This window comes from Vibrio sp. 10N.261.51.A3 (genome assembly GCF_041471965.1).
GTDB classification, from domain to species: Bacteria; Pseudomonadota; Gammaproteobacteria; order Enterobacterales; family Vibrionaceae; genus Vibrio; species Vibrio crassostreae_C.
Genome location: NZ_JBFRPK010000049.1, coordinates 14,859 through 40,513, shown reverse-complemented (window position 1 = coordinate 40,513; position 25,655 = coordinate 14,859). Strand labels below are relative to the sequence as shown.

20 protein-coding genes are annotated in these 25,655 nt (G+C 44.8%); 11 read left to right on the top strand and 9 right to left on the bottom strand.

Going from position 1 to position 25,655, the window contains the following annotated elements:
* Positions 1–372: 372 nt before the first annotated feature.
* From AB4371_RS12720 to ebgR, 4 genes are all read right to left on the bottom strand, one after another.
* Positions 373–1,797 carry an amino acid permease gene (locus AB4371_RS12720; protein ID WP_017063320.1) on the bottom strand — a complete coding sequence of 475 codons (1,425 nt, stop codon included), beginning with the start codon at positions 1,795–1,797 and terminating at the stop codon, positions 373–375.
* A 142-nt stretch (positions 1,798–1,939) separates the two neighbouring features.
* A complete protein-coding gene (locus AB4371_RS12715; RefSeq protein WP_017066026.1) occupies positions 1,940–2,392 on the bottom strand; it encodes a beta-galactosidase subunit beta in 453 nt (150 codons plus the stop codon).
* Positions 2,393–2,395: 3 nt separating this feature from the next.
* Positions 2,396–5,527 (bottom strand): beta-galactosidase subunit alpha, encoded by a 3,132-nt coding sequence (gene ebgA, locus AB4371_RS12710; RefSeq protein ID WP_372149890.1) that lies wholly within the window; start codon positions 5,525–5,527, stop codon positions 2,396–2,398.
* Positions 5,528–5,851: 324 nt separating this feature from the next.
* Positions 5,852–6,835, bottom strand: coding sequence for a transcriptional regulator EbgR (ebgR, locus tag AB4371_RS12705; RefSeq protein ID WP_017069515.1), 984 nt, complete (start codon positions 6,833–6,835; stop codon positions 5,852–5,854).
* Positions 6,836–7,228: 393 nt separating this feature from the next.
* Between ebgR and galE the strand changes: the two genes are divergently transcribed.
* From galE to galM, 4 genes are all read left to right on the top strand, one after another.
* Complete coding sequence (gene galE, locus AB4371_RS12700; RefSeq protein ID WP_136978116.1) at positions 7,229–8,239, top strand: UDP-glucose 4-epimerase GalE; 1,011 nt, start codon at positions 7,229–7,231, stop codon at positions 8,237–8,239.
* A gap of 228 nt (positions 8,240–8,467) precedes the next feature.
* Positions 8,468–9,520 (top strand): UDP-glucose--hexose-1-phosphate uridylyltransferase, encoded by a 1,053-nt coding sequence (locus AB4371_RS12695; protein WP_372149887.1) that lies wholly within the window; start codon positions 8,468–8,470, stop codon positions 9,518–9,520.
* 234 nt (positions 9,521–9,754) lie between these two features.
* Positions 9,755–10,915 carry a galactokinase gene (gene galK, locus AB4371_RS12690; protein ID WP_017060799.1) on the top strand — a complete coding sequence of 387 codons (1,161 nt, stop codon included), beginning with the start codon at positions 9,755–9,757 and terminating at the stop codon, positions 10,913–10,915.
* Positions 10,916–11,026: 111 nt separating this feature from the next.
* Positions 11,027–12,106 (top strand): galactose-1-epimerase, encoded by a 1,080-nt coding sequence (gene galM / locus AB4371_RS12685; RefSeq protein ID WP_017063325.1) that lies wholly within the window; start codon positions 11,027–11,029, stop codon positions 12,104–12,106.
* A 219-nt stretch (positions 12,107–12,325) separates the two neighbouring features.
* On the opposite strand, the gene AB4371_RS12680 is transcribed toward galM, so the two are convergent.
* On the bottom strand, positions 12,326–13,324 hold the full coding sequence (locus tag AB4371_RS12680; protein WP_372149885.1) for a substrate-binding domain-containing protein: 999 nt from the start codon (positions 13,322–13,324) through the stop codon (positions 12,326–12,328).
* A 197-nt stretch (positions 13,325–13,521) separates the two neighbouring features.
* Here AB4371_RS12680 and AB4371_RS12675 point away from each other — a divergent pair, with 197 nt between their 5' ends.
* Positions 13,522–13,854 (top strand): tRNA-binding protein, encoded by a 333-nt coding sequence (locus tag AB4371_RS12675; RefSeq protein WP_004734420.1) that lies wholly within the window; start codon positions 13,522–13,524, stop codon positions 13,852–13,854.
* Positions 13,855–13,900: 46 nt separating this feature from the next.
* Here AB4371_RS12675 and AB4371_RS12670 read toward each other — a convergent pair whose 3' ends face one another.
* Positions 13,901–14,455: a gamma-glutamylcyclotransferase family protein gene (locus tag AB4371_RS12670; protein WP_102495364.1), complete on the bottom strand. Its 555-nt coding sequence runs from the start codon at positions 14,453–14,455 to the stop codon at positions 13,901–13,903.
* A gap of 308 nt (positions 14,456–14,763) precedes the next feature.
* On the opposite strand from AB4371_RS12670, the gene AB4371_RS12665 reads away from it, so the two are divergent.
* Positions 14,764–15,948: an NnrS family protein gene (locus AB4371_RS12665; protein ID WP_017084194.1), complete on the top strand. Its 1,185-nt coding sequence runs from the start codon at positions 14,764–14,766 to the stop codon at positions 15,946–15,948.
* Between the two features lie 91 nt (positions 15,949–16,039).
* Here the strand turns inward: AB4371_RS12665 and AB4371_RS12660 are convergent, their stop codons facing one another.
* Entirely contained in the window at positions 16,040–17,050 is a 1,011-nt protein-coding gene (locus tag AB4371_RS12660; RefSeq protein WP_372149882.1) for an adenosine deaminase, read from the bottom strand.
* Between the two features lie 354 nt (positions 17,051–17,404).
* Between AB4371_RS12660 and AB4371_RS12655 the strand changes: the two genes are divergently transcribed.
* A complete protein-coding gene (locus AB4371_RS12655; RefSeq protein WP_017069509.1) occupies positions 17,405–17,722 on the top strand; it encodes a DUF3622 domain-containing protein in 318 nt (105 codons plus the stop codon).
* Between the two features lie 201 nt (positions 17,723–17,923).
* On the opposite strand, the gene AB4371_RS12650 is transcribed toward AB4371_RS12655, so the two are convergent.
* Positions 17,924–18,970: a succinylglutamate desuccinylase/aspartoacylase family protein gene (locus tag AB4371_RS12650; protein WP_017060792.1), complete on the bottom strand. Its 1,047-nt coding sequence runs from the start codon at positions 18,968–18,970 to the stop codon at positions 17,924–17,926.
* Between the two features lie 271 nt (positions 18,971–19,241).
* Between AB4371_RS12650 and AB4371_RS12645 the strand changes: the two genes are divergently transcribed.
* Entirely contained in the window at positions 19,242–19,781 is a 540-nt protein-coding gene (locus AB4371_RS12645) for a DUF3332 domain-containing protein (protein ID WP_017070352.1), read from the top strand.
* Positions 19,782–19,919: 138 nt separating this feature from the next.
* Here the strand turns inward: AB4371_RS12645 and AB4371_RS12640 are convergent, their stop codons facing one another.
* Complete coding sequence (locus AB4371_RS12640) at positions 19,920–21,392, bottom strand: aminoacyl-histidine dipeptidase (RefSeq protein ID WP_017060790.1); 1,473 nt, start codon at positions 21,390–21,392, stop codon at positions 19,920–19,922.
* A 1,063-nt stretch (positions 21,393–22,455) separates the two neighbouring features.
* Between AB4371_RS12640 and AB4371_RS12635 the strand changes: the two genes are divergently transcribed.
* The 3 genes from AB4371_RS12635 to frsA all read left to right on the top strand — a co-directional run bounded on the left by AB4371_RS12635 (position 22,456) and on the right by frsA (position 25,637).
* Positions 22,456–23,745 (top strand): NCS2 family permease, encoded by a 1,290-nt coding sequence (locus tag AB4371_RS12635; RefSeq protein ID WP_017060789.1) that lies wholly within the window; start codon positions 22,456–22,458, stop codon positions 23,743–23,745.
* 84 nt (positions 23,746–23,829) lie between these two features.
* Complete coding sequence (gene tet(34), locus AB4371_RS12630; RefSeq protein WP_009847475.1) at positions 23,830–24,294, top strand: oxytetracycline resistance phosphoribosyltransferase domain-containing protein Tet(34); 465 nt, start codon at positions 23,830–23,832, stop codon at positions 24,292–24,294.
* An 89-nt stretch (positions 24,295–24,383) separates the two neighbouring features.
* Entirely contained in the window at positions 24,384–25,637 is a 1,254-nt protein-coding gene (frsA, locus tag AB4371_RS12625; protein WP_017060788.1) for an esterase FrsA, read from the top strand.
* Positions 25,638–25,655: the final 18 nt, after the last annotated feature.

Genomic DNA, 25,655 nt, shown 5'->3' with positions numbered 1-25,655 from the left:
AACAAAGAGTTAAAGATTAAGAAGTTCATTGAAGAGATTGCTTGTTTCATGAGCGACGATTTATAAGGCGTGTAGGGGCTTTTTTGTCGCTTTCTTTATATGAATCAGTTTGTCTCTTCAGCAAGAAGATTAAAGATTAAGCGGCGGGAAGTTAATCGAAATTGATCAAATATGTGACCTTGAGTAAATAAATTTAGTTAATGTTTTACCTTGGTTTTTATTTGAGTTTTATTACCTATTAATTGGTGTTTTTCGTGAACTGAAACCTTGACGGAACGCCGTTTTATTTTTGGGGTTTTTATTTTAATTATCTGATTTAAAACAAAAAAAGCGCCAATTAAGGCGCTTTTAACTAGATGTATAGATTCTGGATTACGACTGCTTAGCCGTTTCTAGCTTTGCTTCTTTACCTGCTTGCTTCTTTTCAAAGCGAGAGATCCACCACCATGCGATACCAGAGAATACCGCTGTCATGAAGACGTTGATGAAGAAGGCTTGAACAAGGTCAACACCTGTCGGGAATGCCGATGCTGTCATGCTCACAATGAAGATACCAATCAGTACCGATACTACTGCCATACCTTGAACTCGAGTACCCATGCGGAAATCACGTGGTGTGTCGTCATGCTTCAAGCGGAATACAAAGTAGGCCACCATGATGAAGATCGGCGGAAGCATTGCGGTACCTGCTGTTAGGTTGATTGCTGTGTTCATCATGTCTTGTACTGATTCAGAACCGAAGCCGTTCACCACAAGCATCACGAATACAAACGCGAACTGCCACCAAGCTGCACGTACTGGCACGCCGTGTTCGTTAAGCTCTGTTGTCTTCTCGCCGTAAACACCTTTAGGGATTTCAGAGAAGTGAATTTTTACTGGAGCTGCTGTCCACATCATCATCGAACCGAACATAGCAACGAATAGGATAATACCGACGAAGCGACCCGTTAGAGATTGTGAAATGTCGAAGTAGTTCGCCATACCTGTGAAGATTTCAACCATGCCGCCAGCGTAGGTCAGTTCATCACGAGCAACGAATACGTTTACTAGAAGAGAGCCCACTGCGTACATTGCGCCGATTGCGATACCTGCACCAATGATAACCTTGATGAAAGACTTGTGACCGCCCTTAACATCGTTTAGGTAAGCGGCTGCGGTTTCTGCACCACCGGCTGCTTGGAAGATCCAACACATGATACCTAGCGTTGCCCAGTTGATGGTCGGTGTCATTGCTTCAAGCGTGATTGGTTCTACTGGCTCATGGTTGCCGCCCAGTGCCATTAGTGCACCGATAACGTAGATTGCAAACAGAGCGAATACACCGTAGGCCACGATCTCGGCAATCTTACCTAGCCAGCTCGCGCCTTTGGTTGAGATGTGAGTTGCTGCAGCAAACAGAGCAATCGAGATAGCCGATGTGACGACTGGCGAGAAGGCGTATTCATAGCCCAACATCGCGTAAGACGCATAGGCGATTACGTTTGGTAGCAGGGATACAAACCAGAAAAGGTTTACGAACCAGTATAGGAAGGAACCTAGGTAGGCTGCTTTTGAGCCTAGTGGTTTTTTTAGCCAGTCATACATGCCTGACTCAGAATTTTTATTTGCTGATACGAATTCAGCAATGATGAACACGAACGGAATGAAGTAAATAAGGGTCGCGAGCAAAAAGATAGGGGCTGAACTCAATCCCAATTCGATGTTGTTGTTTACAATGTTGCGAACGTTAAATACCGCTGCAAATGTCATGGAGAGTAGGGCAAATTTGCCTAACTTACCGCGTACAGATTCAGACATAGTGTCCTCCGAGGAATCACGTAATTATAGTCGTTATTTCTCAATGCTTCCTTGTAGGGAGGAAGCATTGAGGCTTTGTTCAGCATGTTGGAGCCTTGAACGGCAAGGCTCGATACATACTGTGAATAGATAGCGTTATTGTTTATTTATTGAGGAAGTAACCGTCTTCAATGGTCACTTTCAGTACCACTTTTCGAACTCGGTTATCACCGTGGAAACGGTAAGCCTGATTGTTGTCAAAGATCGCCACTTGGCCTTCAGCTAGCTCACGAGTTTCACCGTTCCCCATTAGGTGTTCGCGGTCGGTTTCATCGCTATAAGCTTGGATCTGCTCTAGCTCTGATTTCGCTGCGAATTCAACCGTTTCACGGCCTTCTAGGTAGTAGTGCACGTCGAAGTAACGACGATTACCGGTGAAGTTTTCTGTGTTACGAGCCACACCGTCTTCAATCATGTAAGCCAATGAATCACCAATTGAATACATCACGCCATCTTTGATGTTTCCGATGTTTTCAATCGCTTCTACACAGCGTTGCCATTTACGACCATCGCGGTAGACGACTTTAAATTGTTCTAAGTTCTCTAAAACGATCATCGCTTATGCCTCGTTCAGTTGTGGTTGAGCTTTTGGTGCATTCACCGTAAAAAACTCATCGCCAAAGTTGTGATTGATTAGGTGCTGCGCATCGCAATCGCCTGCTTGGAATGGAATCAGAGTTAAACCGTAGCGGAACTCGTCCATGTAAACGCGGTAAGAATCGAGCACTTCGCTGCCCCAAGAGTTAGAGCCTAAGCCCATCACTTGGTGATCTAGGTTTAACGTGATGTAACCGCTTTTCTCTAGCTCAATGGTGTGTTGTGCTTGGTGCAGGTTTTGGTTGGTGTAGAACCATGCGCTGAAGTTGATTTCTTGCTGTGGTTTTACTGCAATACCATTACCCGCGCGGCTTGAAAGCGCAGCCCAACGAACGTGTTGGCGGTTGCCGTTGTTCTGTGGGAACGGGTAGTTCTCGAACATGTCTGCAACGGTTGATTGGTACACATCAATCATGTTGGCTTGCTTGCTGTCTTGGTAGTTCTCTTCAGGGCCGCGTCCGTAATATTGGACTTGGTCGAAGTCGCCGTTGATGCCCATATCAAAACCAATCACAGGAATTACATGAGGGTACTCACCGTAACGTTCGCCGCTTAGCTCAACGTTCAATTGGCCTTCAGCATTAACTTGGTAGCGATATTCACAACGCATGCCGAAATCGAATACTGGTGGAGCAATGATGCTGGTGGTGGTGATCTCTACCTTGCCATTTACCTGTTCAACGTTAACGCATTCAAGGTCAATGCTACGGAAGTGCTCCTGCATAATTTGCAAGTGTGCAGGCTCCCAGTAACCATCGTGCTCTTGCTTATGGTTATCGATCATTGGCTTGAAGAAGTTCAGCTTAGGCTCAGACTTAATCAGTTCCTCGCCATTCACTAACCATGACGTCAGTTTGCCGTTCACTTTCGAGAAGTTCAGAGCAAAGTTGTGGCCTTTGATTAGGTAGGCTAAGCGAGATTCTTCAACATTCAGTGCTGTCGCATTATTGTTAGTGAAGGCGTCAAGCTGTGCTGTGTTCTCTTTCACTTGGAACTGATAAACCGCAATGTCGTGGTTCGCTTCGCTGTATGAAGTACGAGAATCCTTACGAACTGTAAAGTTCACAAACACTTCACGCTCATCAAGCTCTGGCAAATTAAGCGTCAGTTCACGGCTAGAGTTCTCAGCCAGCTCTTCAATCTTGATGTGCTGTACGGCAATGGTTTCACCCTCAGCGCGGATTTCCGCAGTGATGGTGTAATCATCGATGTTTGAGAACCAAAGCTTGTTGTCTACTGTGAAGGTACCCGTTTGTGCATCGAAATCGCGAAGCTTCACCGGGGCAATCACTTGCTTGTACTCTTTCAAGCCAGGGCCTGGCGTTTGGTCTGGGTAGATCAAGCCATCCATGCAGAAGTTGTAGTTGTTCGGGTAGTCACCGTAGTCACCGCCGTATTTGTAGAACTCTGTGCCTGCTTCATCACGCGCTAGAATGCCGTGGTCACACCATTCCCAAACGTAGTGACCTTGAATTGCATCGTGCTTGTAGAACACGTTTTGGTATTCGGTTAAGCCACCTGGGCCATTACCCATTGCGTGTGCGTATTCACAGATAATGCGTGGTTTTTCGTGTGGGAATTCACCGAAGGCATTCATCAGTTGAGCACGTGAGTACATGGTTGAAATGATGTCGACCACTTCAGCATCGCGGTCTTCTTCATAGTGAACCAAGCGGGTGTCATCAATCGCTTTTGCCGCATCGTACATAGAGCGGATATTGCAGCCGTAGCCTGATTCGTTACCTAAAGACCACATGATGATAGAAGGGTGGTTCTTTTGAGCGTGGATATGACGTTCGATACGTTCAACAAACACCGCTTCCCATGCTGCATCGTTAGTGATGCGGCTTAGGTCGCCAACGTTAGCAAAGCCGTGAGTTTCGACATCGGTTTCACCCATCACGAACAGGCCGTAGATGTCACACAGTTCGTAGAAACGTGGGTCATTCGGGTAGTGCGCAGTACGTACTGAGTTGATGTTGTGTTGCTTCATCAACACCAAGTCTTTCTCAACGCGATCCATGCCCACAGCACGACCTTTCAGGTGGTCGTTGTCGTGACGGTTTACACCATGCAGCATCACGTATTTGTTGTTGATGTAGAACAGACCATCGCGAACTTTAATGTCTCGGAAACCAACGCGCTGTGGAATCACTTCCAACACCTTGCCGTCACCATCTTTCAGCGTCAGCAACAGTTGGTAAAGGTATGGGTTTTCAGCATTCCATTGAACAGGGTTCACGACATCGATAGAGAATTGAGTGTTCGCATTGCCGCCAGTCTGTTGGTTAGGAACAGTTAAGTTATCTACTGAGCCTTGGGAGATAACTTGGCTGCCATCAAGCAATGCGTACTCAAGAGTTGCGTTAGTCGCTGCTGCTAGGTTTTCTAGAGCAACGTTGCACGAAAGGGTCGCGCTTTGGTAAGCGTCGTCAAAATCAGTACGAACCATTAGGTCTTGAACGTGAAGTTGTTCTTTACCAACAAGGTAAACGTCACGGAAGATACCGCCCGTCCACCACATGTCTTGGTCTTCAATGTAGGTAGAGTCTGCCCACTGCATCACGCGAATAGAAAGTAGGTTGTTGCCCGCTTTTACGTGGCTAGAGATATCGAATTCAGCGGTGAGGCGGCTGCCCTTGCTGAAACCAACGTACTCACCATTTACGTAAACTTCGAAGTAGGTCTCTACGCCATCGAATTTAATAATGGTTTGTTTCTCGTTCCAGCTGTCGCCAAGGAAGAAAGAGCGTTGGTATGCGCCGGTCGGGTTATCTGACGGTACGAAAGGTACATCAATTGGGAATGGGAAACCTTCATCTGTGTATTGAAGATCGCCGTGGCCTTCCATTTGCCACATATTTGGCACCGTAATGTGGCCCCAATCGCTCATCTCTTGAGAGTAAAACTCTTCAGGAACCAAGAGCGGGTTAGTGAAGTAGCTGAAATTCCATTGACCACTTAGTAGTTGGAAGTGGCTGCTTAGTTCACGTTGAAATGTTTTAGCGGTTTTTTCTGATGCGTATGAGAAGAAGTAAGCACGTGGTGCCATACGGTTCTCATGTAAGTTCAGGAAGTTTTCCCAGTTGTTCACGTTGCCTCTCTCTCGGTCTGAATGCAGTTTGCTGACCGACGTTCTTATGCGTAATTGGGTCGTAGTGAATACGAGTATTTTTGGACTGAGGTAATTATTAGTAAAACTTTTACTAAATGAAATTGGTGAAAACGTTTTACTTTAACTCCATCACGTTTTTTATGGTCTTTTTACAGTGCTGTGTGATCCACTTAAAAGAATGCTATTGGCTGTTTTATGAAGCAGGCTAAAGAGGCAGGTATGTGTATATAGGCGTATGTGATGGGTACAAAAAAGGCCACCTTCAACAAAGGTAGCCTTAGTTTATCTATTTGATATTTTTAACTATTTTGTCGTGTCACGCAGCTTTAATTTGCTTGGTACATAGACACGCAGTGGGATAGTACGGCCGTCGCGTACTTTCTCAATCAACAGATTAACGCCTTGAATTCCCATTAATTCAGAGTGAATACGAACAGTTGATAAAGATGGGAAGGTAAATTTAGCTGTTGGGATGTCGTTTACACTGATCAGCGCAATATCTTCAGGGATGTTTAATCCGTGCTCATGAACTGCTCGTAAAACGCCAATTGCGATGGAATCTGACGCAATAAACATGGCTTTAGGGTAGTCGCCCGTCGCGAGCATCTGTTTTGCAAGCTTGTAACCTGATGAGCTAGAGAAGTCACCACGGTAGATGTCTTGCTCACTGACAACGTTCTTGAGGCCACCATATTCAGCAAAAGCGACTTCACGAATATCAGGGGTATTGACGTCGTCTTGGCCACCAATAAAGCCGATGCGCTCATAGCCTTGGTTGATAAAGAAGTTGGTGATCTCTTTGCTGATCAAAGCCAGGTCGATATCGACAGAGTCATAAGGTTCTGAGTGATCGGTAAAATCGACATAACAGATATTATCGCTCAGCTTTTTAGCTTGCTCGATAACCTCTGGTGTCATTCTACCCACCAACAAAACACCTGTGATTGGTGCTGAATTGATCTGTATTTTACTTTCATAACAGTTGGTTAGCTTAACTTCCATCTTTTCACATTGGGTTTCAATCCCGTGGCGAATCGATAGATAGTAAGGGTCGTTAACTTCCGCTTCTTGCTTGTAGTTATACAGTGCTAGGAAGTGATGGTTTTGTTTTTTACTGCTAACGGTTTTTCGTGAGCTGCTGGTTTTGTATTCCAACTTCTCTGCAATTTCAAAGATACGCCTTTTGGTCTCTTCCTTGACGCTTAATGTTGGATCTTCATTGAGAACCCTTGAAACTGTAGCCAATGATACATTCGCTTCAGTCGCGATATCTTTTAACGTTGCCATACTCACTTCCTGTTATTGGAACATTGCGCTGCTTTGAAATTGGTATTTAGTAAAAAAGCAATGCACCTCTTTATTCTACAGACCTATTGTAATCAAACTGGACGTCATTGCATTAACTTTTAGTAAAATAAATGCTCAACTCATCTGTGATGTCTCAAATCTAACTGTCTATAATTATCTTATTAAAATTCAATGAATTAGAGGTTAACAGCTATACGTTCTCTCTATGTCATGATCAGTTCCAATGATGAAAGTTAGTGTAAACGTTTACACTTCGTGGTTTTGATCACAGAATTATAGTCAAAATGGCTGCTACTATTTCTGACATACGGTGCTACTGAGCTGAATGTCAGTTCGAGTTAGCCCACGAATGACGACAAAGAGAGGTTGATTGTGAAAGTACTGGTTACGGGCGGCATGGGTTACATCGGAAGTCATACATGCATTCAAATGATACAGGCAGGTATGGAGCCGATCATTGTTGATAACCTTTGCAACAGCAAAGAGCTAGTGCTGAAACGAATCGAATCGTTAACTGGCAAGCGACCAACGTTTTATCTTGGCGACATTCGTGACCAATCTTTTCTAGATGGCGTGTTTTCAGAAAACGATATCCAAGCGGTGATTCACTTTGCTGGCCTGAAAGCGGTAGGGGAGTCGGTGGCTAAGCCTTTGGAGTACTACGATAACAACGTTAATGGTTCACTAGTGTTAGCTCGAAGCATGAAGAAAGCGGGCGTGAAAAGCATCGTATTTAGTTCTTCGGCTACCGTTTACGGCGATCCAGAAGTAGTGCCGATTACTGAAACTTCACCAACTGGCGCGACAACTAACCCTTATGGTCGCAGCAAATATATGGTGGAAGAGTGCTTGAGCGATCTGTTCAACGCTGAAAACGACTGGAGCGTGACTTTACTGCGCTACTTTAACCCTGTTGGTGCACACCCATCAGGCACCATGGGAGAAGACCCACAAGGCATTCCAAACAACCTAATGCCGTTCATCGCACAGGTTGCTGTAGGCCGTAGAGAGAAGCTTTCTATCTTTGGAAACGATTACCCAACACCGGATGGAACTGGTGTTAGAGACTACATCCACGTAATGGATTTGGCTGATGGCCACGTAGCAGCATTAAAAGCCGTGGGCGAGAAAGCGGGCTTACACATTTACAACCTAGGTACGGGCAAAGGCTCAAGTGTACTCGAGATGGTTGAAGCCTTCGCACAAGCATCGGGCAAACCGGTTCCTTATGAACTTTGCCCACGCCGCGCAGGTGACATTGCCGAATGTTGGGCAAGTACTGAAAAAGCAGAGCGCGAGCTTGGCTGGAAGGCGACGCGTAGCGTGATGGAGATGACGGCGGATACATGGAATTGGCAGTCGAATAACCCACAAGGTTACTAAAGAACTTTTAAGCTATTGAAAAAATAGAGATTCCAGATATCTCGTGCCTTTATTCTGGAATGACGGATGAGCATAAGGCTATGAAGTGGTGGCCTTTGCACAAATAGCACAACGAGATTACACGTCATTCCCTACAGCGAGGCACGAGCGTGATAGGGAATCTCCTTGTAGAAGAATTATTCATCTTGGTGAATTGACCAAGACACAAAATTTGAGAGCAATCTAAACATGTCAAAAGTTGAATTTAACCCAGTAGACCACCCGCATCGTCGTTATAACCCATTAACGGGTCAGTGGATCTTAGTCTCGCCACATCGTGCGAAACGTCCATGGAGTGGTCAAGATGAAAAGCCATCCACTGCGCAACTGCCTGCGTACGACAAAGAGTGCTTCCTTTGTCCAACCAACACGCGTATCTCGGGTGATGAAAACCCTGATTATGACGGCACTTACGTGTTCAGTAACGATTTCGCGGCGTTGATGCCTGATTCGCCTGACGCTCCAGAGTCTGATAACCCTCTATTCAAGACTCAAGGTGTTCGCGGGTTGAGCCGCGTGATCTGTTTTTCTCCGGACCACAGCAAAACGCTGCCGGAGCTTCCGGTAAACAAGATCCGTGGTGTTATCGATACCTGGAATGAACAGATTGAAGAACTAGGTAAAGACTACCTGTGGGTTCAAGCGTTTGAAAACAAAGGTGAGACCATGGGCTGTTCTCAGCCTCACCCACACGGTCAAATTTGGGCGAACAGCTTTCTGCCCAACGAGATTGAACGCAAAGAGAAACTCTTAAAAGAGTACTTCGAACAACAAGGTTCGAATCTTTTAGTGGATTACGTTGAAGCTGAAATGAAAGACGGCTCTCGCACTGTGGTTGAAACTGAACATTGGATTGCTGTGGTTCCTTATTGGGCGGCGTGGCCATTTGAAACCATGTTGCTACCAAAAACACACATTCGCCGTATGAGCGAACTGACTGACGAGCAGCGTGATGATTTAGCGCTTGCGATTAAGAAGCTGACCAGTCGTTACGACAACTTGTTCCAGTGTACATTCCCTTACTCAATGGGCTGGCACTATGCACCGTTCTTCGAAGAAGGCACCGACATCGATCACTGGCAACTGCATGCGTTGTTCTACCCGCCATTGCTACGTAGTGCTTCGGTTCGCAAGTTCATGGTCGGCTACGAAATGTTGGCTGAGTCTCAGCGTGATTTAACCGCAGAACAAGCAGCGCAGCGTCTGCGTGATTTGAGTGACGTTCACTATAAAGAGCAGTAATACGTTGCTTCGTAGATAACAAGCGAGATTCCTGATATCTCGTCCCTCGATTCTGGAATGACGACAGGTGAAAAGCCCATAAGTTTAAGAGCTTAGAAGCTTAAAAGTTTAGTCGCTGATGTTGTCATTCCCTACCGTGAGCGACGAACGATATAGGGAATCTAAAAGAATTAAAGTGGTGCCGTAAAGGGGCCATAACCAATTGAACAAAGAGTTTAACCAGAGAGTTTACTTATGTCTGACCTAATCCAAAACGTGAAAGCATCTTTTGAGCAAGTCCTTGGTTACCAAGCGACTCATATTATCCAAGCACCAGGTCGTGTGAACCTGATCGGCGAGCACACTGACTACAACGATGGTTTTGTTCTACCGTGTGCCATTAACTACCAAACGGTAGTCGCCGCGGCTAAGCGTGACGACAACATTGTTCGCGTAGTATCAGTGGACTACGGTAATGCAGTCGATGAGTTCGATTTAACTCAAGAGATCACATTCCAACAAGACAAGATGTGGGCTAACTACATTCGTGGTGTGGTGAAGTGCTTAAAAGGTCGCGGCTTTGAATTTACAGGTGCAGACATCTCTGTAACGGGCAACGTGCCTCAAGGTGCAGGTTTAAGTTCTTCTGCGGCGCTGGAAGTGGTGATTGGTCAAACATTCAAGGTGCTTTATAACCTAGAGATCAGCCAAGCTGAAGTGGCGCTAAATGGTCAGCAGGCCGAAAACGAATTTGTGGGCTGTAACTGCGGCATCATGGACCAAATGATCTCTGCAGAAGGTCGCGCAAACCACGCGATGCTTTTGGATTGTCGTAGCCTAGAGACTCAAGCGGTTTCAATGCCAGAAGATATGGCTGTGGTTATCATTAACTCAAACAAGAAACGCGGCTTAGTCGACAGCGAATACAACACACGTCGTGAACAGTGTGAAGAAGCGGCGCGCATCTTTGGTGTTCCGGCACTTCGTGATGTGACCATTGAGCAATTCAAAGCGAAAGAGTCTGAATTGGATGAAATGGTCGCGAAACGTGCTCGTCACGTGATTACTGAAAATGACCGTACTGTTGAAGCGGCTCAAGCTCTACGCACTCATGATATGAAGCGTATGGGCGAGTTGATGGCTGAATCGCATGCATCAATGCGTGATGATTTTGAAATCACGGTGAAAGAGATTGATGCGCTGGTTGATATGGTCAAAGAAGTGATCGGTGAACAAGGTGGCGTGCGTATGACTGGCGGTGGTTTCGGTGGTTGTATTGTGGCATTGGTTCCACCTGCATTGGTTGATGAAATCAAAACAACCGTTGAACAGAAATATCAAGCGGCGACGGGGCTAAAAGAATCTATTTATGTGTGCCAAGCGAAAGACGGAGCAGGCTTAGTTGAAGTAATCTAACGGCTTCGAGACTTAATATAGAGCTTACCAAGTAAAAAGATCATGGTAGGCCAAATGCTAAAGCCTTTACTTCAGGTAGAGGCTTTTTACTGGCACTAGAAGGAATTTAGAATGACACAAGAGCAAAACCTGCATCAATCCATGGCGCAGACTCCAGCCTATGATGGCCAACCCGCTCAGTTAGTGACGCTATCAAATACGCATGGGATTCAAGTGACATTCATGGATATTGGTGCAACATGGTTGAGCTGTATCCTGCCAGTAAAGGGAAACAAAAGAGAAGTGTTGTTGGGTGTTAACTCAATGGAGAACTTCGATAAACAAGCCAGCTATATGGGCACAACCGTTGGCCGTTATGCTAACCGCATTGCTAATGGTCGTTTCAAAATTGATGGTCAGAATTACAAGCTGGAAACCAACCAAGCGGGCAATACCTTACATGGTGGCCCGAACGGATTTGATAAACGCCGTTGGAATATTGCCGAGCAAACCGAAACGTCAGTGGTGTTCAGTCTAGAGTCTGCTGATGGCGACCAAGGATTCCCGGGGAATTTGAATGTGTCGGTACGTTATGACATCACCGAAGACAATCGAGTGTCCATTAATTACTCTGCAACCACAGACAAGCCGACTGTAGTCAACCTAACGAATCATGCGTACTTCAATCTACTTGGCGCTGAAGCTGGACACGATTGTTTGTCACACATTGTCAGTATCAATGCTAATCAGTTCTTACCGACCAATTCGGTGGGTATTCCGTTAGGTAACCTTAAATCAGTGAAATCGACCAGCTTTGACTTCAATCAGCCTATGATGATCTCAGAGCGTTTGTTGGGCGATGAACAGCAGAAAGCAGCAAAGGGTTACGACCACTCTTTCTTATTGGCTGATGGCTGCAAACGCACTCAATGCGCCGCGACCGTAACCTCACCGGATGCGCTCGTCACACTAAAAGTATTTTCAACCAAACCTGCGATGCAGCTATACACCGGAAACTGGCTTGGTGGCACACCAAACCGAAGTGGTGGCAGCTATGAAGACTACGCTGGTTTGGCGCTAGAAACCCAGTTCTTACCTGACTCTCCTAACCACCCAGAGTGGAAGCAGGACAGTTGTATTCTCAAGCCTGAACAAGAATATAACTACAGTACCTGTTACCAGTTTGAATTTTCGGGGGATTCTTCAAACTAGTACGCTCTAGCTCAAAGCGGTTACGTCAATATCTTTTGTTTGTGAATAGGACGATGTGAATTATCGCGTTGTTCTTGGGGGATGAGCAAAAGTGGCGCTCAACAAGAGTGCGGTTTATTAAGCGCAATTGTTGAGTATCTGAGTAAGGTAGGAAAGCCCTAACAGAAGCGATTCTGTTAGGGCTTTTTTTTGTTTATTGCTTGATGAGTCGACCAGAACCTAGACTTTCTCTACCGAATTACGGCGTACCAGAGTTGGAGAGAACATCATTGGTTCAGTTGAGGTGTTTTCACCTTTGGCTAAGTGCAACGCGAGTCGTGTCGCTTTCTCTGCCATCATCTGAATCGGGTAGCGAATGGTGGTTAGCTTTGGATGAACATAGCGTGCAATCAAGCCATCATCGAAGCCGATGATCGACATTTTGTCCGGCGCTTGAATACCGTTTTCATCTAGGACAGACAAAGCACCTGCCGCCATGTAATCGTTGTACGCAACAATGCCTGTGATTGGCAGTGATTTAGTCAAAAGGTTGGTCATGGCGTATTCACCCCCTTCACTGGTGGGAGCTGAGTACTCAATATAGCTGTCAGATAACGCTATTTTGTAATCCGAGAGTGCTGACAAGTAACCTTGTACACGCTCATCGGCATCTTCAATGCTGTGCGATGAAGCGATACAGGCAATATTTTTATGACCATGACGAATCAGATATTCAGTCGCAAGATACGCACCTTTCTTGTTGTCCAAGAAAATACAACGGTTAGCAATCTCAGCAATATAGCGATTGATCAGCACTAAGCCTTTGACTTCTTTTGAGTAGGCAATCAGTTCTTCGTCTGTCAGGCCTTTTGAGTGGATCACTAAGGCGTCGCAACGGCTATTGATCAGTAACTCAATCGCTTGTCTTTCTTCTTCACGATCGTGTGAGCCATTACCGACGAGGATATGCTTTCCGTTCTCACGAGCGACATTATCGACAGCCTTAACCAGCGTGCCAAAAAAAGGATCGGAGATATCACCAACCAACACACCGACGGTATTGGTGCTCTGGCTTACCAGCGCGCGAGCATTGGCATTCGGGCGATAGCCGAGTTTAGACATCGCTTTGGTGACGGATTCAATTGAGTTCGCACTTGCCTTCGGAGACTTATTCACGACTCGAGATACGGTTGCAACAGAAACACCTGCTTCCCTTGCGACATCTTTAATTGTTGCCATTTTTAACCTCTATACATTGCTGCATCTATTTAACACCGACAATGAGTGCAAGGCAACGAAACTCTCATTTTACTTCCAGTAATGAGATCTTTACCGCTTGTAATTATTAGGCTTAATGCTAGTGTAAACATTTACATTTTACTTAATTTTAGTAAATGATTTGGTGAGTGAAAATAAATCAATATATGAAGTGAGAAATGGATACTGTCTCTTATGGTGACTTTGCTAAGTTAGAAATGCGTGTCGGTAAGATCATTGAGGTTGTGCGTCATGAAAACGCAGACAAGCTTTACATCGTGCAAGTGGATATCGGTGAGAAGACGCTACAAACGGTGACCAGCCTAGTGCCTTACTACACCGAAGAAGAGTTGATGGGTAAGCAGGTTGTTGTTTTGTGTAATCTAGCGAAGGCGAAGATGAGAGGCCACACTTCTGAGTGCATGTTGTTATGTGCCGAAACGGAAGATGAATCTGAAAGTGTATTGCTGACCCCGGAACGTGCGATGCCTGCAGGTATTCGTGTCGTTTAAGATCGCTTTAGGTTGGTGAGTCAATGTGTTCACCAACCTAAATCAACTAGCTTCGAACAGTCAGTATCAAGCCATCAATCACACTGTGGTGGTGATCTGAAACCCCAGCAAGATTGCCGTATTTAGGCTGGTGGCGATCATTTTCTAATGGGTGATGCCAACCTTGTGTGTGTTGAACAAAGTGCGCCGCAAAGCTTTCAGACACTTCTAAACATCCAGCTAAGACCGTATCGACATAGGTTTGAACGATAGGGCTGTTTTCGCAAGGTGCTTGAATCTCGTCTTTGATGTAAACCCAGATCGCTTGATCCTGTTTAAACTTATTTTGGCTTTCTATCTGAGAGGCCTTTAATTCGATTCGGTGATAACCACGCTCACGGCGATCAAACTCAGTCAGCGCAATATCATCCACTTCAAGTAAAACTCCATTCACTTGTCCCTCACCGAGGTTCACGATCAAAGGTGACAAAACATAGCTGTCATCGATCTTACTCCAATGACGAACTAGGCCATGCACTATCGCAGGAATCGCTTGTCCTGTTTGACCTGTGAGTTGACGAGAAGAGGAGTTGATCAAGCTACCATAACCAAAAATATACATCGCGTTCCCTGTCTGTTCTTTTGTATTTGAGACTAGTCTTACTATATGTTTGGCTTCATCAAATGTCAGTAGTTTTTTACTTTGCACACTTATGAGTCTAAATGACTTTTATGAGGTGTGTTTTATTGACACTTTTTTGAAGCCTAAAGACTCCTTGTTGCTTGTTTTTATTGGCTTTATACCTTTGGCGCGTTTCATGCATTACGTTAGGCAATATTGCAGTGATGATTACTGCATCATGAATTTGACTATGAAATAGCAATTCCCAGAAGCCACTCTTGGCTTGTTATCTGAAATGAGGAACGAGTTTGTTAAATATCACAGATAAAAGTGTAGAAGATGCGATTCCTGCATATCTTCGATTAGGTTTTAGACCTTTCTTCTTTTTAGGCAGTCTCTATGCTGTGATCGCGATTGTGGCTTGGGTCATCATGTTCCAAAACGGTCAGCCAGAAATGCTAAAAGTACCGGCGCTTTGGTGGCACGTACATGAAATGCTGTTTGGCTTTGCCATGGCGATTGTGGTCGGTTTTGTGTTAACTGCGGTGCAAACGTGGACGGGCGTCAATGGAACCAAACACTATCGATTAGCGGTACTGGTTGGTTTGTGGTTGGCACCTCGTATTCTGTTTTGGACCCCCGCACCGTTATGGCTGATCTCATCGGTTGAGGCGTTGTTCTTAATCTTCGCCGCTTACGAAATTGGTTTCCGAGTTGTTAAATCGAAAGGCTGGAAGAATCTATTCTTTGTGCCGCTGTTTATATTGGCTATCGTGGCGAACTTTGCTAGTTACGCGACCGTTAAAGGTATGCCTCCATTCCCATCGTCTGCAGTATGGCACGCAATGTTATGGTGGTTTACCTTGCTGCTATCAGTGATGGGTGGGCGAGTTATTCCGTTCTTCACGGCACGTCGCTTCGATTTTGAAAAAGCACAACCACTGGTTTGGTTAGAATGGTTAGCGAATCTACCTTTGGTTGGCTTATTTGTATTGAGCTTCTTCCCATTGACCTTTGCTCAAGTCGGCAATGAGTTGATGGTATTTGCAGGTGTGACTCAGTTGGTGCGCTTTATCCGCTGGAAGCCTTGGACTACGTTATCTGAGCCCTTGGTGTGGTCACTGCATGCGGCTTACCTATGTATTCCTTTAAGCTTGCTGCTACGTGGTTTATTAGACAACCCGTTCGCGAGCCACAACATGCTGCACTTGTTTGCGATTGGCGGTTTGAGTGGGTTAATTCTTGCGATGATTACGCGCGTGACAATGGGGCATACCGGTCGTGCTATCTATAAAGGGCCAAGTATGGCGTTAGCGTTCTCGGCTATTTTTGTCGCGGCTTTGGTTCGCAGCGTAGGTGTGACTTTCTTCCCTGCGTATTTATTTGAGATGGTGAACATCAGCGCGGGTTTATGGACGTTAGCATTCGGGTTGTTTATCTGGAAGTTCGGCATGATGCTTCTAACGCCAAGAGTGGATGGTCACCCAGGCTAAGCCTATTGATTTTCGAACCCATTTTGAAAGGGAAGCACTGAGCTTCCCTTTTTTGATCGCAGCAAAGCTCCATTCTCAAAGGTCCATTCTCTTAGGGAGTATTTTCGGCAAGATATTGGCGCACTTGTGCAATGAGATCTTCTTTGGCGTGAGGCGAGATGAAACTCGCTTCGACAGCATTAATACTAAACTGCGCTAATTCGTTTTTCGTCAGTTGATGAGCATTGGCGACCGCGAGGAAGTTATCATTCATATAGCCGCCGAAGTAAGCCGGATCATCGGAATTGATGGTGACGCACAGCCCTTTTCTCAGCAACTCGACGATGTTGTGTTCTTGCATGGTCTCAAACACCTTGAGTTTGGTATTCGATAGTGGGCAGACCGTCAGTGGTGTACGTTTTGCTATTAGCTGTTCCATCAAATCTTCATCTTCTACACAGCGAACGCCATGATCAATTCGGGTAATGCCTAGCAAGCTCACTGCGTCGATAATATTTTGTGCTGGGCCTTCTTCTCCGGCGTGCGCGACAGTCAGGAAGCCTTGGTTGATCGCTTCTTGGAATACATGTTTAAACTTCTCTGGCGGATTGCCCTGTTCTGATGAATCCAGCCCAACGGCAATGATCTTATCTTTATAAGGAAGGGCTTGTTTGAGTGTTTCAAAAGCGCTGTCTTCATCAAGGTGACGCAGAAAACACATGATCAGTTGGCTGCTGATGCCAAGCTCTTGCTCCGCTTGATTTAAAGCTCGAGTGATCCCGCTTACGATGACTTCAAAGGCAGTGCCGCGTTCAGTGTGAGTTTGAGGGTCGAAGAAGATCTCAGTATGAACCACATTATCTTGCTGGCACTTCAACAGGTAAGCCCAGGTCAGGTCGTAGAAATCTTGTTCATGAATCAGTACGTTTGCACCTTGATAATAGATATCGAGAAAGGATTGAAGATTGTGGAACTGGTACGCGTCTCGAACTTGGTCTGGGGTCTCAAAGGGAATCGACAGGTTATTACGCTTGGCGAGTTGGAACATCAGCTCTGGCTCTAATGTGCCTTCTATATGTAAGTGCAGCTCAACTTTGGGTAAATTTTTGATGAAGCTATCCATAGCAACTCCTTAGCTATTTTAATTATGAGCGGAGTAGGTGAGACAGTAGAGTCTATAAACCTGAGCAAGCAGGTATCTCTTTCATTTATCTCTGTTTGAGCATAGTTCATTTCATTGTTATCGATAAAATAGGATAGAAGTTGATGGTGAACCGAGAGTTATGAACCGATTGAAATTAGGCGCAAACGATTTGCAGCATTGGAGTGTGATCCGCTGCAAATATTTGCAGCAATATTCATTGATTTGTGCTCTAATACCGCGCTTACCAAGGGATGGTGTTAAAAGATGCTCACTTAGATGGAGTTATCAAAGTTGACCGATCCCTTAATGATCTCCCTTAGGAAAAAATAGAACATGTCTAAGAACAAAAAATTTGATATCCGCCTTACAGAAAAACGCAACGGTTGGTGTGCAGAGATTACTCGTCAAGTAACGTCTCGCAGCACTACAGTATCTAAGCGTGAGTCTGGTTTCGAAACTGAAGCTCTAGCACAAGAGTGGGCAGAGAAAGAGCTAGCATCTTTCATCGCTAACCAAGCTGAACGTAACGAGCGTAAATCAGAGCAACGTAAAGAGCGTGACGAACTACGTCACACTAAAGAGCTTAAAGCTGAGCAAGCACGTGAAGCGCGCGCTAAAGCTCGTGCAGAAGAGCAACAAGACGCTGAATAATTCAGTGCATGACTAATTTATAGATCCCTTAATTTAAGATAAGGGATTTGTGAAAAAAAAGCCCCGATACAACTTTTTTCTTTCGAGTTAAAAGTGTTTTGGGGCTTTTTAGTTTGTGGAGTTCTGTTTTATTGTGTTTAAGAGCTCGGTTTGGCTTCTCGCTTTTAACGTCGAGCTCTTAAACTGTTAAGCATTGTCTGATCAGTTATTCAGTGCAGTTAGCCAATCGTCTTCTGCCACTTCTTCAATGTAGCTTTCTACTGATTGTCCTACTTCTTCATCGTCTTGCTTGAAGTAAGCGATGTGGAACACAGCATCACCTTCGTTGACCAAAGGCAGAGTTTGCTGACCAATCACGATACCGCCTTTGGTTGTGATCACTTGGCCTTCTTGGTGACCCAATGGAGAGCTGATGTAAGCAAGGGTTTGTCCTGCTTCAACCTGTTCGCCAAGTCTTACCATGTTACGCAAAATACCGTCTGATTCAGCGCGGATCCAGCTGGTGGATTTACTCAATACTGGCTCTGGTAACTTCTTACGGTTAGGGCGCAGCATGCCGATTTCTTTCATCACTTGATGCACGCCAAGGTAACCCGCACGAATCGCGAGGTGATCAAAACGCAGCGCTTCACCACCTTCGTAAGTTAATACAGGAATACCCAGTTTTTCCGCTTCGCTACGCAGTGAACCGTCGCGCAGTGGAGAATCAATAATCACGGGTGTTGCGAACGCTTTTGCGATGCGCAGTGTCTCAGGGTTCGATAGGTTTGCACGAATCTGTGGCAGATTGGTACGGTGAATCGCGCCCGTGTGTAGATCCAGAATGTAATCACAGTGCTTTGCCACGTTCTCAAAGAAGGTGTAAGCGATACGTGATGTTAACGATCCTTTCTCACTGCCAGGGAAGCAACGGTTTAGGTCACGACGGTCTGGTAGGTAACGAGATTTATGGATAAAGCCAAATACGTTAACGATAGGCACAACAATTAATGTCCCTTTCAGTTTCTTTGGATCAATCGCATTGGTCAGTTGTCGTGCAATCTCAACACCGTTTAGCTCATCGCCGTGGATAGCCGCATTTACCATCAGTGTTGGGCCTGCTTGGCGACCGTGAATAATTTCAATCGGGATCGAAAGTGGAGAATGCGTGTAAAGCTGAGCCGCTTGCAGTTCAATCTCCATTCGCTGTCCTGGCTGAACAGTATAACCAAGTAATTCGAATGGTTGATTAGGTTTTAGTCTTGCCATTTAGGTTGTTCTCAACATGGTGATAATTCGTTAACACGGAATGTAGCAATCGTTGATTTTTAGTACGAATCAATCGCTTTACGGTGACGACAAAAGTTTTTTATGAAGGGGCTTCTGAATTGGTTTCAGTTTTTTATCTGGCTAATTGAAGGGTGTTTAAAATTTTGAATTTTCTGACAATACATTAACTTAGAGCTGATATTTGTCATTCAGTTCGTTGGTATTATCCACCGCCATTTTTTGGCGGCCAAATTCAAATATTGAGATCAAAATGAAAAAAACAATTTCAAAAGTTGTAGCACTAGCGGTGGTATCTGTTGCTTTATCTGGCTGTGTTGGTAGCAACGCAGTAACGGGTTACCTAATGAAGTTCAACATCAAGGCTGTTGATAACCGTTACGCTCGTGGTGGTTTGAACATGCTATTTGCACCTGCATACGGTCTAACAGTTGCTGCCGATTACCTAGTATTCAACTCACTAGAGTTCTGGACTGGTAGCAACCCACTAACAGGTGCTCCGCACATCTTTGATACTAAGACTGATACTTACCTAGACATCAACCACCAACTTGATCCGTCTCTAACGGAAGCGCCAGTGGGTCCTATCACGAGTGCAGATGTGATCGAAAAAGGTCAAATGCAGCAGATTGATGAAAACACGATCCAAATGGACATTACTTACCAGTCTGGTGAGCGTGCGACGTTAATCGGTGTTCGTGATGGCGAGATGGTGACGTACTTCATCGATGGCGAAGTTGTGGCACAAACTTCAATTGATGAGCTAGAAAGCTACGCGGCTTCACGCGCTTAATTGTTTATTTAGTCACAAGTAGTAGCTACAAAGATTAGATACAAAAACAGGTACTCATTGAGTACCTGTTTTATTTTGTCTCAGATAAACGGTGTTTACTGTAAAACACCATTTACTGAACAAACATAGCTTATCGAATTAAGCTTTTTCTGGGATCGCTTCAAGCAATGCAACCATTTGGTTCCAGAATAGCTCAACGGTGTCGATCTTCACTTTCTCATCAGGAGAGTGCGGAAACTTGATGGTTGGGCCGAAAGAAACCATATCCATGTTCGGGTAAGGTTCTTTGAATAGACCACACTCAAGACCAGCATGGATAACCATGATGTTTGGCTTGTGACCGTAGATACCTTCGTACATGTCGCGGAAGATATGCATGATTTCTGAATCTGCGTCTGGTTTCCAACCTGGGTAAGCACCAGAGAACGCGATGTTAGCGCCTGCTAGTTCAGCAACAGAGTGAAGCATGCTTTCTACTTGGCTACGACCTGAATCGATAAGAGAGCGGATCAGGCAAAGTACTGTGATTGAGTTCTCTTCTGTTGTGATAACACCTACGTTTAGAGACGTTTCCACAACACCTTCAATCTCGTCACTCATACGAATCACGCCGTTTGGACATGCGTTAAGTGCAGCGATAAAGCGAGCTTGGTCTGCTGACGCAAGTGCGCCCATTTCTACAGAAGCTTCTTCATTGAAAGTCACGATGCTGTCTTCTACTTTACCTAGCTCTGTTGAAAGCAGCTCAGTGTAGTAGTTGTATAGTGAAGCCAGTTTTTCTTGGTTTGCCGCAGGAACAGCAACCGTTACGAAACCTTCACGAGGGATCGCGTTACGAAGGCTACCACCTTTGAATTCGACGATGCGAAGGTCTAGCTCTTTTGCGTGACCCGCTAGGAAGCGAGCGAGCAGTTTGTTTGCGTTTGCACGACCTGTGTGGATGTCACAACCAGAGTGACCGCCTTTTAGGCCTTTTAGCGTTAGCTTACGTGTTACGAAGTCAGCTGGAATCGCATTACGAGCAATTTCAAATGTCATTGCGCCGTCGATACCGCCAGCACAACCCATGTACACTTCGCCTTCTTGCTCTGAATCGGTGTTAAGAAGGATATCGCCTTCTAACCAACCCGCTTCAAGACCGAAAGCACCAGTCATGCCTGCTTCTTCATCTACTGTTAGTAGAACTTCGATAGGGCCGTGCTGGATTTCGTTTGAAGCAAGAACCGCTAGGCAAGAAGCCATGCCCATGCCGTTATCAGCGCCAAGCGTTGTGCCTTTAGCTGTAACCCACTCACCATCAATGTATGGTTGAATTGGATCTTTAGCAAAGTCATGAACTGTGTCTTCGTTCTTTTGTGGAACCATATCGATGTGAGCTTGTAGCACTACACCTTTTTTGTTTTCCATACCCGCCGTTGCTGGCTTTTTGATGAATACGTTACCCGTTGGGTCACGACGTACATCTAGGCCTTGCTCTGTTGCCCAAGCAATAATGTATTGAGCAAGCTCTTCTTCATGCTTAGAAGGGTGTGGGATTGAGCAAATCTTATCGAAGAACTGCCAGATAGGGGCAGGGGATAATTTACTGATCTCAGAATGGAATTCAGACACGGATGACTCCTTTTTTATTTAATAACCATATATTTAGGTTTTGTATGGGGAAAAACCTAGAACAAAAATCTAAAATATGGGTCTGTTTTGATGGCAACAGCATACCACTTGAGCGTTTTGACGAGTAGCGGTTCTAAACCTCAAATAGCTCAAATTTTGAAAGCGATCTTGTCCATCTGATCACAGCTAAGCGCCTTGATGCTTATAAATGGAGCAGGCAAACGTTTGTTTAATTCTGTTTTGTAGTTTTATTACAAAATAAGTTTGTAAAATAACCGTAAATGGCCAAAAATGTGACGTATAGCAAAAAATACTTGTAATCTTTTTTCTTTAGGGTATATTAATAACCAACTTCTGAGATGAAGAGTAAATGCTCAAAGGATGAGTCCGTTTTATCGCCTCCAAGGAACCGAGAAATCAAATTCGTTTTTTATTGATTTATTAAGGTGATAGTTATGAAAGGTTTACCATCTGCAATGTTCTGGATTAACAGCTCTGTTTACACTAGCAACTTTGCATACCCTACAAGCTTTGGTTACTAATACCGTAAGCATGTAACTCGAACAGTTTTGTTCACCCCTATATATTGGAATTCTTTTACAGCCCTTTTGGTTGACAGATTCTACCGCCACTCAGTTTTGAGTGGCGTTTTTTTTGCCTGCTACTTTTCCAAACCGCTTTCGCTTGTCACTTTCCTTGCTGTTCTGCGTGGTTGTTTTTTAAACGCCGAAATATCAATTTGCGCCTTATTACTGATCCTGTTGAAAAATACATAACTATTGTGAGTTTGAATTCAGAATTTACTGGCTAGATTATCAATGAAAATAACCGATGGTAGAAAAAACAACCAACTAGTTTTAGTGAGTCTATTGTTGTTAATTGTTTGTTTTTAATGGTTATTTATCGATGATATCTTCATTTTTAATCGCTTTGTTTCATACGGCATTCTGATAAATATCGATTAGAGCCTTAATTCTATCTGGAATTTGTTATTTGATAACTTTATAATCCACAGCCAATCGATTACGCAACCGTTTACTTTTTACCCTTATAGGATTCGATAATGTTCGAAAAGCTATTCAAACTCAGTGAAAATGGCACCAATGTGCGCACTGAAATCATCGCAGGTCTAACAACCTTCCTAACAATGGCTTACATCATTTTTGTAAACCCAATGATTCTAGCTGATGCTGGTATGGACCATGGCGCTGTATTTGTAGCAACCTGTTTAGCGGCTGCTATTGGCTGTTTCATCATGGGCTTTGTTGCTAACTACCCAATTGCTCAAGCTCCAGGCATGGGTTTGAACGCATTCTTTACCTACGCTGTTGTAATGGGTATGGGTTATACGTGGCAAGTTGCTCTGGCAGCGGTTTTCGTATCAGGCGTAATCTTCATCTTCTTAAGCATCTTTAAGATCCGTGAATGGATTATCAACTCGATCCCTATGTCTCTGCGTGTTGGTATCTCTGCAGGTATCGGTCTTTTCCTAGCGTTTATTGCACTGAGCAATGCTGGCATCGTGGTTTCTAACCCAGCAACTAAAGTTTCACTGGGCGACATTACCGCGATTGCTCCTATCCTAGGCTCACTTGGTTTCTTCCTAACGATTGCTCTTGTTCACCGTGGCGTGAAAGGGGCAGTAATGATTGCGATTCTAGCTATCACAGCTCTTGGCATTGTTATTGGTGACGTTCAATACGGCGGCATCATGTCTACACCACCAAGCCTTGCTCCTACATTCATGCAGCTTGATTTCTCTGCTGTATTTGAAATCGGTATGATTTCAGTGGTATTCGCGTTCTTGTTCGTCGATTTGTTCGATACAGCGGGTACTCTGGTTGGTGTTGCAACGAAAGCAAACCTAATCAAAGAAGACGGCAAACTACCTCGCTTGAACAAAGCACTGCTTGCTGACTCTACAGCAACATCTATTGGTGCACTGCTAGGTACATCAAATACTACTTCTTATGTTGAGAGTGTTGCGGGTGTTGCTGAAGGCGGCCGTACCGGTCTAACGGCTGTTGTTGTTGGTATCTTATTCCTACTGGCTCTTTTCTTCTCGCCACTTGCAGGTATGATTCCGGCTTACGCAACATCAGGTGCACTTTTCTATGTAGCAATTCTGATGATGTCTGGCCTAGTTGGCATTGATTGGCGTGATCTTACGGAAGCAGCACCAGTCGTGGTAACATGTCTGCTTATGCCGCTGACGTACTCTATCGCTGAGGGTATCTCACTAGGTTTCATCGCTTACGCTGCAATTAAGCTGCTAAGTGGTAAAGGTCGCGACGTTTCACCTGCTGTGTGGGTAATGTCGGCTATCTTTATTCTTAAATACATTTTCGCTTAATCGTCTAGATTTCTGCTTAATCGCTGAAGAGGCTATGTTTGAAATAGCCTCTAATAACATGACAAAATTATTAGGTTTTATACTATGAGCAACAAATTCGTTATCACTTGGGACAACATGCAGACTTACTGCCGTCAACTTGCTGAAAAGCAAATGCCAGCAGAGCAGTGGAAAGGCATCTGGGCAGTAAGCCGTGGTGGTTTGGTTCCTGGTGCAATCTTGGCTCGTGAGCTAGGTATTCGTCACGTAGATACGATTTGTATTTCTAGCTACGACCACGATCACCAACGTGATATGACAGTAGTTAAAGCACCTGAAGGTGACGGCGAAGGCTTCCTAATCGTTGAAGACTTGGTTGATAGTGGTGACACTGCACGTAAGCTTCGCGAAATGTACCCTAAAGCGAAACTGATCGCTGTATGTGCAAAACCATCTGGCGCTGATTTGCTAGACGAGTACATTGTTGATATCGCTCAAGACACATGGATTGAGCAACCTTGGGATACTAGCCTAAGCTACGTAGAGCCAGTAAATCGCAAGTCAAAATAAGCGTAAACTTAGTTTTTTGAGAAATGATCCTTTATAGGGTCATTTTTTTTTATATTATTAGTGACAACCATTTCTTATTAAGTATCCCAATGTCTGAACCAGAAGAAACGAGCTCGAACCTTTCGGAAACTTTGTTTGTAAAGCACAAGCAAGCGAAAGAGACCTCAATGTTGACACAATACATGCCAAGCTCTGAAGCGCTATTGGATGAGAAACGTGAACAGCAAAACTCATCATGGTATCGAAACCTAAGACGTCTTCAGTGGGTATGGCAAGGCGTTAATCCAATAGAGCAGGAAGCGGTATTGGCTCGCATCGCGTCATCAGATAACTCTCGTACAACCGATGAGTGGCTTGATACGGTCATGGGTTACCGAAGTGGTAACTGGGCATACGAATGGACCAAGCTGGGTATGCAGCATCAAAATCGTTCTAATGAGAAGAATGGTGAAGAGATGGCTGAAGAGCTATTTTCCGCATCGTTGTGCTTCAGTATTGCGGGTTACCCACACCTCAAGAACGACAACTTGGCAGCTCAGGCTCAAGTGTTGGCCAACGCAGCGTATTCTGAAGCGATCAAGCACACTAAGTTGATCGTCAAGCAGATTGATATTCCATACCAAAACAAGAAGATCAAAGCGAACTTGCATCTAACCAAAACAGATAAACCTCAGCCTGTTGTGATTGTGAGCGCTGGACTAGACAGTTTGCAAACCGATATGTGGCGCTTGTTTAGAGATTACCTAGCCCCTAAAAACATTGCTATGTTGACGGTCGATATGCCGTCGATAGGGCACAGTGCGCATTGGCCTTTAACTGAAGACTCGTCTTGCCTTCACCAAGCTGTGCTCAATGAACTGCCTAACATCCCATGGGTCGATCACCACAAAGTCGGCTTGTTTGGTTTCCGCTTCGGTGGCAATGCGATGGTGAGATTATCTTTCCTTGAGCAACATAAGATTAAAGCGTGTATCTCTTTAGGCGCGCCAATTCACGACATCTTTGTTCATGCCGACAAACTGAAACAGATGCCTAAGATGCATCTAGATGTGTTGGCTTCGCGTCTTGGTAAAGGGGCGGTCGATATCAATAGCCTTTCTGGGCAGTTGATGGCGTGGTCACTCAAGGTACAAGGCTTGCTGTCAAACAGTAAAACCAGTGTTCCTATCTTGGCATTGGCTCTGGAAGGTGACCCGGTTTCACCGCCAATGGATAATCAACTGGTTGCTATTTACAGTGATTACGGAAAAGCGAAGAAAATCAAAGCTAAGTCAATTACACAAGGTTATGAGCAATCCCTCGAATTGGCGATAAAGTGGCTTGAGGATGAATTATTTAGATGACATTTCTCCTAAATTAGT